This is a genomic window from Streptomyces fildesensis (assembly GCF_016107395.1).
In the GTDB taxonomy this organism is placed as follows: Bacteria; Actinomycetota; Actinomycetes; order Streptomycetales; family Streptomycetaceae; genus Actinacidiphila; species Actinacidiphila fildesensis.
On the sequence record NZ_JAAIKO010000024.1, the window covers coordinates 1 to 11,416 of the forward strand.

Annotated in this window: 10 protein-coding genes; 2 read left to right on the forward strand and 8 right to left on the reverse strand. The window is 71.9% G+C overall.

Annotation, left to right across the window (positions count from 1 at the left end; translation table 11 throughout):
- Positions 1-715: adenosylhomocysteinase (locus tag C6N31_RS26375; protein WP_198358419.1), on the reverse strand; the 715-nt coding region annotated here is incomplete at its 3' end.
- A gap of 415 nt (positions 716-1,130) precedes the next feature.
- Between C6N31_RS26375 and C6N31_RS26380 the strand changes: the two genes are divergently transcribed.
- Complete coding sequence (locus tag C6N31_RS26380) at positions 1,131-3,203, forward strand: fructose-specific PTS transporter subunit EIIC (RefSeq protein WP_307811550.1); 2,073 nt, start codon at positions 1,131-1,133, stop codon at positions 3,201-3,203.
- A gap of 79 nt (positions 3,204-3,282) precedes the next feature.
- Here the strand turns inward: C6N31_RS26380 and C6N31_RS26385 are convergent, their stop codons facing one another.
- From C6N31_RS26385 to C6N31_RS26410, 6 genes are all read right to left on the reverse strand, one after another.
- Positions 3,283-4,254 (reverse strand): cation diffusion facilitator family transporter, encoded by a 972-nt coding sequence (locus C6N31_RS26385; protein ID WP_138357884.1) that lies wholly within the window; start codon positions 4,252-4,254, stop codon positions 3,283-3,285.
- Positions 4,255-4,339: 85 nt separating this feature from the next.
- The gene (gene manA / locus C6N31_RS26390) at positions 4,340-5,620 is read right to left on the reverse strand and encodes a mannose-6-phosphate isomerase, class I (protein WP_198358420.1); all 1,281 of its coding nucleotides are present in this window, start codon (positions 5,618-5,620) and stop codon (positions 4,340-4,342) included.
- A 4-nt stretch (positions 5,621-5,624) separates the two neighbouring features.
- A complete protein-coding gene (locus C6N31_RS26395; RefSeq protein WP_198358434.1) occupies positions 5,625-6,761 on the reverse strand; it encodes an SIS domain-containing protein in 1,137 nt (378 codons plus the stop codon).
- A gap of 104 nt (positions 6,762-6,865) precedes the next feature.
- The gene (locus C6N31_RS26400; protein ID WP_138357880.1) at positions 6,866-7,045 is read right to left on the reverse strand and encodes a Trm112 family protein; all 180 of its coding nucleotides are present in this window, start codon (positions 7,043-7,045) and stop codon (positions 6,866-6,868) included.
- A 121-nt stretch (positions 7,046-7,166) separates the two neighbouring features.
- Complete coding sequence (locus tag C6N31_RS26405; RefSeq protein ID WP_138357878.1) at positions 7,167-8,525, reverse strand: phosphomannomutase/phosphoglucomutase; 1,359 nt, start codon at positions 8,523-8,525, stop codon at positions 7,167-7,169.
- A gap of 82 nt (positions 8,526-8,607) precedes the next feature.
- Positions 8,608-9,027, reverse strand: a complete 420-nt coding sequence (locus C6N31_RS26410; protein WP_198358421.1) for a DUF3499 domain-containing protein — start codon at positions 9,025-9,027, stop codon at positions 8,608-8,610.
- Between the two features lie 315 nt (positions 9,028-9,342).
- Here C6N31_RS26410 and C6N31_RS26415 point away from each other — a divergent pair, with 315 nt between their 5' ends.
- The gene (locus tag C6N31_RS26415) at positions 9,343-9,804 is read left to right on the forward strand and encodes a metallopeptidase family protein (RefSeq protein ID WP_138357874.1); all 462 of its coding nucleotides are present in this window, start codon (positions 9,343-9,345) and stop codon (positions 9,802-9,804) included.
- A gap of 68 nt (positions 9,805-9,872) precedes the next feature.
- Here C6N31_RS26415 and C6N31_RS26420 read toward each other — a convergent pair whose 3' ends face one another.
- On the reverse strand, positions 9,873-11,345 hold the full coding sequence (locus C6N31_RS26420) for a DUF5719 family protein (protein ID WP_198358422.1): 1,473 nt from the start codon (positions 11,343-11,345) through the stop codon (positions 9,873-9,875).
- Between the last annotated feature and the right edge of the window lie 71 nt (positions 11,346-11,416).

Here is an 11,416-nt window from a genome sequence, read left to right on the forward strand (position 1 = left end):
ACTTCGACTTGGTGACCGCGTCATTGACGTTGATGGCCGGGAAGAGCAGCGAGCCTTCCTGCATCATCTCGTACAGGCGGTGGACACCGGTGGTGGTCTCCTCCGTGACGCCGCGGATCTCCGACGCCAGCTGGGTCCACTTCTGGGGGCTCTCGGAGAGGGTGCGGTTCAGCACGCGGAGGATGTAGCCGTACTCCTCGCTGTCCGCGGTGGACGGGTCCGGAGCCGCGCCGGCCTTCTCGAACTCGACACCCTTGTGCACCAGGAGCGTGGCGTCGCCGCCGTCGTCCAGGATCATGTTCGGGCCGCCGGTGGGGGTGTTCGGCCAGGTCAGCGCCTGCTCCGTGCACCACCAGTACTCCTCCAGGCTCTCGCCCTTCCAGGCGAAGACCGGCACACCCTGCGGGTTCTCGGGGGTGCCGTTCGGGCCGACCGCGATGGCGGCGGCCGCGTGGTCCTGGGTGGAGAAGATGTTGCACGACGCCCAGCGGACCTCGGCACCCAGCGCGACCAGCGTCTCGATGAGGACGGCGGTCTGGATCGTCATGTGCAGCGAGCCGGTGATGCGGGCGCCGGCCAGCGGCTGCGCCTCGGCGTACTCGGCACGGATCGACATCAGGCCGGGCATCTCGTGCTCGGCCAGCGTGATCTCCTTGCGGCCGTAAGCGGCCTGGGAGATGTCGGCGACCTTGAAGTCAGTTGCGGTGGTGGTCATACGGGCTGCTCCTCGCTGAATGCTTCGAGGTGGACGGGGAATTGACGCAGCCGCAGGCTGACGAGACAGCGCCCTCGAGCGGACACACCCGTCCCCTTGCAGCAGCGCATTCCGTCGGAGGCCCTCTCTCCCTCGGACGGCAACCACTTCCGCGGTGCCGCCCGACCGCCATCAGCAGCGACGTCTGGCTACAGACGAACCTACACCGGACGGCCCCGCGCTCCCCACCTCGTACCGGTTTCGGCCAGTGGGCCGGGGCAAGAAGAGCGCGGGAAGGACAGGCCGACCGGCGGGGACATAAGGGACCAATGTCACGTCCGCCCCGGTTCCGGAATGTTGCACGATTCGATCAGGGCAGCAACACTCTTGCGGACTCGCGCCCGTTTGCGCCCGAATGGCTCAAGGAGACGATCACGTGACCAGTCCGGCCGACCCCCGCGATGCAGCGGGGACCACGACACGGCGGCTGAAGCTGCTCGCGGTGACCGCATGCCCCACCGGCATCGCTCACACGTACATGGCCGCGGAGAAGCTGGCCCAGGCCGCCGAGGCGCTCGGCATCGACATGAAAGTGGAGACGCAAGGGTCCATCGGCGCTGAGAACGTCTTGTCTGACAACGATGTCATGGCTGCCGACGGGATCATCATCGCGGCCGACAAGGACGTCGATCTCAGCCGGTTCGCCGGCAAGAGGGTGCTCTCCGTCGGGGTCTCCGAGGGCATCAGCCACCCGGAGCGGCTGATCGAGCAGGTCCGCAGCGCCCCGGTGCACGGCGGGGGCGGCCGCGGCGGCGACTCGCTCGGCGGCGCCAGTGGTGGAAGCGGGGGCGGCGGCGGGGGCAAGCAGCGCAGCGTCGGCTACAAGGCGCTGATGAACGGCGTCTCGTACATGATCCCGTTCGTGGTGGTCGGCGGGCTGCTGATCGCCATCTCGCTGGCGCTGGGCGGGCACACCAACCCCGAGGGCGGCCTGGTCATCCCGGACGGCACCTTCTGGAAGCACGTCAACGACATCGGCGTCATCGGCTTCACGTTGATGGTCCCGATCCTGTCCGGGTACATCGCCTACGCGATCGGTGACCGGCCCGCGCTCGTCCCGGGCATGATCGGCGGCTGGATCGCCAACACCGGAGCGCTGTACGACTCCAAGGCCGGTGCGGGCTTCATCGGTGCCATCGTCACCGGCTTCCTGGCCGGCTACCTGGTGCTGTGGATCAAGAAGGTCCAGGTCCCGAAGTTCGTCCAGCCCATCATGCCGATCATCGTGATCCCCATCGTCGCGACGACCTCGCTCGGGCTGTTCTTCATCTACGTCATCGGGAAGCCGATCTCGTGGGTCTTCGAGCACCTCACCAACTTCCTGAGCGGAATGACCGGATCGAGCGCCATCCTGCTCGGCGCGATCCTCGGCCTGATGATCGCCTTCGACATGGGCGGTCCGGTCAACAAGACCGCGTTCCTCTTCGGCGCCGGCCTGATCGGTTCGGGCAATCTGACGGTCATGGGCATGTGCGCGGCCGCGATTCCCGTCATGCCGCTGGGCCAGGGTCTGGCGACCCTGCTGCGTCGCAAGCTCTACTCCGAGCAGGAGCGCGAGACCGGGATGGCGGCCCTGTTCATGGGCTGCTTCGGTATCTCGGAGGGCGCGATCCCGTTCGCCGCGGCACGGCCCGCGCAGGTCATCCCCGCGAACATGCTCGGTGGCGCGGTGGCCGGTGCCATCGCGGGCATGGCGTCGGTGAAGGACTCGGTGCCGCACGGCGGTCCCATCGTGGCGGTCCTCGGAGCGATCGGCGGGGTGCCGGTGTTCTTCCTGGCCATCGCGATCGGCACCGTGGTCACGGCGTTCACGACCAACGCGCTGATCGACATCAAGGAGCGGCGGGCCGGCGGCGCGGCGAAGTCCCTGCTGCCGCAGCAGGCGCTCGAACCGGCGCCGGCCGGCATCGGCGCCGTCGGTGCCCCGGCAGTCGGTGCCCCGACAGTCGTTGCCGCGGCACCCGAGCGCCAGGCACCCACCCCCGAGGTCACGGAAGTCCTCTCCGGCTATCTCACCGGGCAGACCGTCAAGGAGCAGCTCGACGCCTCCGACAAGGAGTCCGCGATCCGGGAGATGGCGGAGATGCTGGCGACCACCGGGAAGGTCGCGGATGTCGACGCCCTGGTGGCCGTGGCGCTGGCGCGGGAGGCGCAGGGTACGACCGGCCTCGGCGAGGAGATCGCCATCCCGCACGCCAAGACGGATGCGGTGACGTCCCCGCTGGTGGGCTTCGCGCGGTCGGCCGACGGCATCGACTGGGGTTCGCTGGACGGGACGAAGGCCAAGCTGGTCTTCATGATCTCCGTGCCGGAGGCGGCGGCCGGTGACGAGCATCTGCGGATCCTGGCGCAGCTGTCGCGCAAGCTGATGGACAGCGGCTTCCGGGACCGGCTGCAGAAGGCCCAGGACCGGGACGCCATTCTCCAGGTGCTGGCCGAGATCGAGTAGTCCTGACAGCGGCACCGTCAGCACATAGGAGGGGCCCCGCACCGGTCGATGCGGGGCCCCTCCTCCGTTCTTCGCGCCCTCAGTGGGGGTGCGGGTCGCCGCCCGGTGTCTGGGTCGGGTCGGGACCGGCCGCCGCGGCGGCCTCGCTGTAGATGTCGGGTTCGAGGTAGATGACGCGGGCGATCGGCACGGCCTCGCGGATCCGGACCTCGGCGGCGTCGATCGCGCGGGCGACCTCGGCGGCGGTGTCGTCGTGCTGGACGGCGATCTTCGCGGCGACCAGCAGTTCCTCCGGGCCGAGGTGGAGGGTGCGCATGTGGATGACGCCGGTGACGGTGTTCCCGTCGACGATGGCCTCGCGGATCATGGCTACCGATTCGGCGCCCGCACCCTCGCCGAGGAGCAGCGACTTGGTCTCGGCGGCGAGTACGAGGGCGATCACGATGAGCAGGATGCCGATGCAGAGGGTGCCGATGCCGTCCCAGACGCCGTCACCGGTGGCCAGCGCGATGCCGACACCGCACAGGGCGAGGACGAGCCCGACGAGCGCGCCGAAGTCCTCCAGCAGGACGACGGGCAGTTCCGGGGCCTTGGCGCGGCGGATGAAGTCGGTCCAGGAGAGCGCGCCGCGGGTCTGGTTGGACTCGATGATCGCGGTGCGGAAGGAGAAGCTCTCCGCGATGATCGCGAAGACCAGGACGCCGATCGGCCAGTACCAGTGCTCGATCTCGTGCGGATGCTTGATCTTCTCGTAGCCCTCGTAGAGCGCGAACATGCCACCGACGCTGAACAGCACGATCGACACCAGGAAGGCGTAGATGTAGCGCTCGCGGCCGTAGCCGAACGGGTGCTCCTCGCTCGCCTCGCGCTTGGCCTTCTTGCCCCCGACGAGGAGCAGCGCCTGGTTGCCCGAGTCGGCGAGGGAGTGCACGCCTTCGGCGAGCATGGACGACGATCCGCTGAACGCGAATGCCACGAACTTCGCCACGGCGATGGCGAGGTTGGCGCTCAATGCGGCGACGATCGCCTTGGTTCCGCCTGACGCGCTCATAGGTGTTGGTTCGTCCCTTCGGTCCTTCGGTCCGGCCCCCGGCCACTGGCCGGTCATTCTTGCAGGCTGCCCTGCGGACGGCGCGTCAGGCCACCACTGTGGCGCGGAAGACGGTCCCTCCGGTGGTGCTTCCGGTCGTGCTCCCGGCCGTGCTTCCGGCGCCGCTTCCGCCGGTGCCCCCGATGCCGCCGGCGATGCTGCCCGGGCACGTCAGTTCCACCCGTTCGCCCGCCGGGACGAAGGCGGACTCGCCGCGCTCCAGCGTCAGCTCGCCGTGCGGGGAGCGCAGCAGCGCCGCCCCGTCGGTGCAGAGCAGGATCTGCGGGGTGCGGGCGTCGGGGGTGCGGGCCTCGCCGCCGGGGGCTAGGACGTAGCGCGAGAGCCGGAACTCGTCGATGGGCGTCTCGTAGACCTCTTCGCCGTTCGAGGAGACCTCGGGGCGCAGGACGCCCGGGTCGGTGGCCTCGAAGCGGACGACGCGGAGCAGCTCCGGCACGTCCACGTGCTTGGGGGTCAGACCGCAGCGCAGCACGTTGTCGGAGTTGGCCATGATCTCGACACCGAGGCCGTCGAGGTAGGCGTGCGGGACGCCGGCGCCGAGGTAGAGGGCTTCGCCGGGCTGCAGCGTCACGTGGTTGAGGAGCATGGCCGCGATGACGCCCGGGTCGCCGGGGAAGCTGTGGGCCGTGGTGGCGTAGGCGGCGAAGTCGGCCGCGTGCGGGCCGTCCTGTTCGGCGAGCCGGGCTGCGGCCTGGGCGGCCTCGTCCACCGTTTCGGCCATCGCGTCGCGGTCGGCGGTCAGTACGGCGGCGAGGACCTCGCGCAGCGCGTCGGTCTCGGGCCGGGCGCGCAGGATGTCCGCGTACGGCTTGAGCGAGTCCACGCCGAGGGCTTCGAGGAGTTCGGCGGCCTCGGCGGGGTGCCGGAAACCGCACAGCCCGTCGAAGGGGGTGAGCGCGACGATGGCCTCGGGCTTGTGGTTCGCGTCCTTGTAGTTGCGGTGCGGGGCGTCGACGGGGATGCCGCGCGCCTCCTCGTCCGCGAAGCCCGCCCGCGCCTGGGCCAGGTCGGGATGGACCTGGAGCGACAGGGGTGCGCCGGCCGCGAGGATCTTGAACAGGAACGGCAGCCGGGGGCCGAAGCGCAACACGGCCGGCTCGCCGAGCTCGGCGAGCGGATCGGCGTCGATCGCCTCGTTCAGCGGGACCGGTCCCGCGCCCCGGTCGATCCGGGAAGGTGCTCCCGGATGCGCGCCCATCCACAGTTCGGCCTGCGGCTCGCCGGTGGGGGCGGTGCCGAGCAGTTCGGGGATGGCGGTGGTGGAGCCCCAGGCGTAGGGACGCACGGTGTTGGTCAGACGGTCCATGGCGTCATGATCTCTCGGCAGAGGCGACGGCGAGGTAAACCGAGGCGAAATCTGTCAGGGCGAGCAGCTCGGCGGTGGTCTCCAGGACCCCGCCGTCGCCCGCGGCGATCTCGCTCAGCGGGGTGTCGTGGGCGTAGGCCAGCTCACGGGCGGCGGGCGCGGACGCGGCCTGCTGTCCGGCGGCCTCCCGCAGCAGGACGACGCGCAGCCGCAGGGCCTGGTGGTCCTCGACGCGGTCGCGGAAGAAGTCGTCGGGGTCCGCCCCGGGCGAGAGGGTTCCGGCGAGCAGCGCGCCGTGGGCCGCGAGCGCCTCGGGCAGTTCGGCGGCGAGCGCCGGGCGGCCGGTCCTGGTGGCGAGGACGGCGGCGAACCGGCGGGCGGCCGGGGCGGCGTTCGGTCCGGTGCTCCACAGCAGCGGCAGGGCGTCGGCCAGTTCGGTGGCCAGCGTCTTGGCGGGGTTGGCGTACGTCGCGATGGCCGGTCCGCAGCGGGCAGCGACCTCGTCGAGCCGGTCGGCCACGGCCTGCACGGCGGTCGGCGGGGCGGTGAACAGCCCGATGCGGTCGGCGAGCGTGAGCAGCGGGGTGAGCAGCGCCCACAGCGCGCCGGGGTCCTCTGCGGGGACACCGGACGGTCCGGTGGGAAGCGGCGACGCGGGCCCGGCGAACGGGATCGTCATGCCGCGCGCCTGCTCCAGCGCCTCGGCGAGGGGCGACCTTGCGGGCGCCACGGCGGCGACGGTGCAGCCGCGCCGGTAGGCCTGCTCGACGAGGCCGACGAGGCCGGCCTCCCGGCCGCTCGCGGTGGTGAGCAGCACCAGGTCGAGCGGGCCGGTCCAGCCGGGGAGCGTCCACTGCGGTTCGTACGGGGTCGGTCCGGCCGACCGCAGCGGTATGACGGGGCAGCTGCCGGCACCGAGCGCGCCGAGCACATCGGCCACGGCCGCGGCTTCCGGGCCGGAGCCGGCGACCAGCACGGTGCGCGGCCGGCCGTCGGGGCGCAGGTCCTGGACGCCCGCCTCCTGCGTGAGCCGCGCGGCGGTCCGCACGCGGGCGCCGGCGGCCGCGGCGCCGAGCAGCAGCCCGCGGGTGTCGGCGCGGGCGAGGGCGTCGGGGTCGTCAAGCAGCGACTCGTCGAGCATCGGGACCTCCGGGTCCTGGTCCGTCACCCCGGGCACGTCCTGCCCGGGAGGTCACGGGTCCCCGTCCCGGGGGCCCGGTCAGGCCGTGTCGGCCGTCAGGCCCTTCAGGCGGGGCGGCGGGCCTCGTCGATGAGCAGGACGGGGATCTCGTCGCGTACCGGGTAGGCGAGGCCGCAGCTGTCGGAGGTGCACACGAGCTCGTTCGCTTCGATGTCCTCCCGGAGCGGGGCGTGGCACGCCGGGCAGGCGAGGATCTCCAGGAGGCTGGCTTCGACGAGCGACATGGTGGCGAGTCCTTCGGACGGCGTGGTTCGGACGGTGGTTTCGACAGCGGCGTTCCGGTGCCGCGGTGGCGGCGTACCGCGTGATCAGCCTAACGCCGGGGCGGTGCCGTGTGGGGCCGCGTCAGGCCCGGATGACGGCGAGGGCTTCGTCGCGGACGCGGTCGACGGTGGCCGCGTCGCGCGCCTCGACGTTGAGGCGGAGCAGCGGCTCGGTGTTGGAGGCGCGGACGTTGAACCACCAGTCGGCCGTGGTGACCGTGAGGCCGTCGAGTTCGTCGAGGGTGACGCCCGGCCGGCTCTCGTACGTGGCGCGGATCGCGGCCACCCGGCCGGCCTGGTCGGCGACGGTGCTGTTGATCTCGCCGGAGGCGGGGTAGCGGTCGTACTCGGCGACCAGCTCGGAGAGCGTCCCGTCCTGGGCGCCGAGCGCGGCCAGCACGTGCAGGGCGGCGAGCATGCCGGTGTCGGCGTTCCAGAACTCGCGGAAGTAGTAGTGCGCGGAGTGCTCGCCGCCGAAGATCGCACCGGTGCGGGCCATCTCCTGCTTGATGAAGGAGTGGCCGACGCGGGTGCGCACCGCCTTGCCGCCGTGCTCCGCGACGACCTCGGGCACGGACCAGGACGTGATCAGGTTGTGGATGATCGTGCCGCCGGGGTGCTTGGCCAGCTCACGGGCCGCGACCAGGGCGGTGATCGCCGAGGGCGACACCGGCTCGCCGCGCTCGTCGACCGCGAAGCAGCGGTCGGCGTCACCGTCGAAGGCGAGCCCCAGGTCGGCGCCGGTCTCCAGGACCTTCGCCTGCAGGTCGACCAGGTTCTTCGGGTCGAGCGGGTTCGCCTCGTGGTTGGGGAACGTGCCGTCGAGCTCGAAGTAGAGCGGCACGAGTTCCAGCGGCAGCCCGGCGAAGACGGTGGGAACGGTGTGGCCGCCCATCCCGTTGCCCGCGTCGACAACGACCTTCAGCCGGCGGATCGCACCGAGGTCGACCAGGCCCCGCAGATAGCCGGCGTAGTCGGCGAGCACGTCCCGCTGGGTGATCACTCCCGTGGTGGCGGCGGGCTCCGGCGCTCCCTGCTCGCTCCACCGCTCGGCCAGCACGCGGATGTCGGCCAGGCCGGTGTTCTGGCCCACGGGGGCCGCGCCCTTGTGGCACATCTTGATGCCGTTGTACTGCGCGGGGTTGTGGCTGGCGGTGAACATCGCGCCGGGCAGGTCCAGTTGGCCGCTGGCGAAGTACAGCTCGTCCGTCGAGCACAGGCCGATCTCGGTGACGGACGCGCCACGGGCGGCGGCGCCGCGCGCGAAGGCGCGGGACAGTCCGGGCGAGGAGGGGCGCATGTCATGGCCGACGACGATCGCGTCGGCCGCGGTGACGGTGACGAAGGCGGCGCCGAAGAGCTCGGCGAGCGGTTCGTCCCACTGGTCCGGGACCACGCCGCGAATGTCGTAGGCCTTGATGATCTGCGACAAGTCGGACACAGCACACCCCTGTTGAACAGCGCCGGACGGCGACGCGCGGAAAACTCCCGCTCAACCTACCCCGGCGGGGTGATCGGTCCGGTCAGGGCTCCGGGGAGGGCAGTACCCTCAGATGACCTCTGCGGGCGACCTCCCTGGGGTCCGCCTCCCGGCCCCGGGAGCCGTTCGCGGGGCGCTCCGGCGGGCGGACCGCCTCGCGCACCGCGTTGGCGAGCGCTTCGAGATCGTCACCGCTGGGGAGGACGGGACCGCTGTCCACGGCGAGCCGGACGACCTCCCAGCCGCGCGGGGCGGTGAGGCGCTCGGAGTGCTCGTGGCAGAGGTCGTAGCAGTGCGGCTCGGCGTAGGTCGCGAGCGGGCCGAGTACGGCGGTCGAGTCCGCATAGACGTACGTCAGCGTCGCGACGGCGGGTCGGCCGCAAGCGGTCCGCGAACAGCGACGTACAGGGCTCACGACGTTGGACGCTACCGCACTCTTGAGCGGGCCGCGACGACTCTCCATGACCTCACCCTGTCGTGTCGTCCCGGTTCGCCGGGAACGCCTGATAACCGTGATCACGGGCTGACCTGCGGGGAGAGGCCTGCGGGAAGGTTTCCTCCCGGCGATCCGCCCCTGGCCCGGCCCTCGCTCGGCCCAGGCACGGCCCAGGCACGGCCCGGATGCAGCTCCGCCTCCACTCCTCGCCCGGCCCCGCCTCGCCACGGTGGACACTCCCGGACCGCGTGTCATGCGGCGCCCCGTGAGAGCCGCGGCGGATGGCGCGCCACCTGGCGTCCGCGGTGTACCGGGGCCCCGGGAGGACTAGGCTCAAAGGCGATGGACAGCCCCGTACCTCCCTCTCCAGACCCCCGTCCGCGTCGTCGCGACCGCCATGGCCGCGGCATGCGCGGACCCATCGCGCCCCCGCAGGTGCCGCTCGCGCTCACGCGCGCCGACGCCTTCGACGATCTCGTACGGGACGCCGCCGACCGGCTGGAGAGGCGCTGGCCGCAGCTGGCCGACGTCGAGTTCGCCGTGCAGGAGGTGCCGCTCGTCTCCGACGAGGGGAAGCCGGCGACGCCGGACGACTCCGCCGACGGCAGTGTGCCGCTCGGCCGGCTGATCAGCGGCCGCAAGGACGCACCGAACCGCATCGTGGTCTACCGCCGCCCGGTGGAGATCCGGGCCAAGAGCCACGACGAGCGGGCGATGCTCGTGCACGAGGTCGTCGTCGAGCAGGTGGCCGAGCTGCTGGGACTCTCCCCGGAGAACGTGGACCCCAAGTACGGGCAGGAATAGGCCCGGCCGGGCACGTGCCCGGCCGGACAGCCCCTGAGCGTCAGCGTTCGACGAGCATCCGGGGATCGTCAGTCGTCGAGGATCGTCAGGTCCGGCTGGACCTTCGGGACCACGACCGTGCCCCGGTCGTCCGGCATCGGCTGGATGGTGAACATCGGGATGCCGTTGAGCGGCAGCGACAGCATGCGCGAGGCGTAGACCGGTCCGCCGGAGACCGGCTCGACGGTCACCGCGAAGGCGCCCTTGCCCGACGAGGGCGCGGGCGGCTCGATCGCCAGGGTGGTGCCGGCCTTGATGGTGACGTTCTTGCTGACCGGTGCTCCGCCGTCGGTGGCCGCCGAGGTGGTGACCTTCACGACGGCCTCCTTGTCCGGTGCGACCAGGGACAGCGTCGACGCCTTGATCCGGTTGTCGGCGACGGTGGCCCGTTCGTCGATCTTCGGGGTGGCCGGCAGGAAGGCCGTCTCCTGCTTGGCACCGGTGCCGCGGGTGACGCGCAGGGCGGCGACGATCGGCGCGGCCGCGTGCGCGTCGCTCGCGGTCAGCAGCAGGGATCCGGCCTCGCCCTTGGTGACGTCCCCGAGCTCGATCGTGGTCGTCATACCGCTCTTGACGTGCAGCGTCTCGTGTCCGGCCGGGGTGATCGAGCCGGTCGGGGCGGCGAGCCGCACTTTCAGGTCCGCGTCGTCCTGGCCGGTGGCGTACGCGACGAGCTGCACGGACGTGGCGTCGGCGGGGATGCCGGGGAAGACCAGGCTCGGGGCCGGATCCGCGGCGGCGGGCAGCCAGTCCGCGCCGGCCTTGCCGTCCACGGCCTGGACGGCCGCGCCGACCCGGCCGCTGCGGACGGTGACATGCACGGTCAGGTCCGGGACCTTCTCCGTGATGAGGGTGGAGAGCAGGATCGACGTGCTGCCCGGCGACGGGACGGAGACCCCGTCGCCGGTCGTGGCCTTCAGCGCGCCGTCCTTGCCGAACAGTTCGACGTCGACGACGGCGTCCAGGGCGTCGGGGTTCACCAGGTGCAGGAAGTCCTGGCGGTCGGCGGCGGTGCTCGCCGCCGGGAACCAGAACTCGCTGTCCGGGGCCACGCAGGACGTGCCGAGCACGGCACGGCCGGGACCCGCGCCGACCACGGTGGTCTGCTGAACGCTCCAGCCGGGCGCCAGACCGCCTTCGGCGGTGCCGATCAGCGCCGGGCTGTCGGCCTTCTCCACCTTGGCCGTGACGGGCACACCCGGCTCCGTGAGCGGAGCGAGCGGCTTGGCCTTGGCGCTCGCGTCTCCGGTGGCGGGCAGCAGCCGGGCGGTGCCCTGCTTGCCCGTCTGGGCGCCCTTGGGCGTGAACGAGGTGTACGTGGTGGACGCCAGCTCGGAGGCCGACGGCGCCGGGCAGACGAGCGCCGACCGCTGCACGGGCTGCCGGGCGGCGGAGCCCACGGGCGCGGCGGCCGGGTCGCCGGCTCCGGTGAGCACGGCCGCGCCGGTGAGGGCGGCGAGTGCTGCGGTCGCTCCCGCCAGGGAGATGATGCTGCGGTTCACTGACTTTCACCTCGCGGTGTTGCCCGGGGCCGGCCGGTCGGCCTGGTCACGGCCGGCGTGACGTGCGTGAC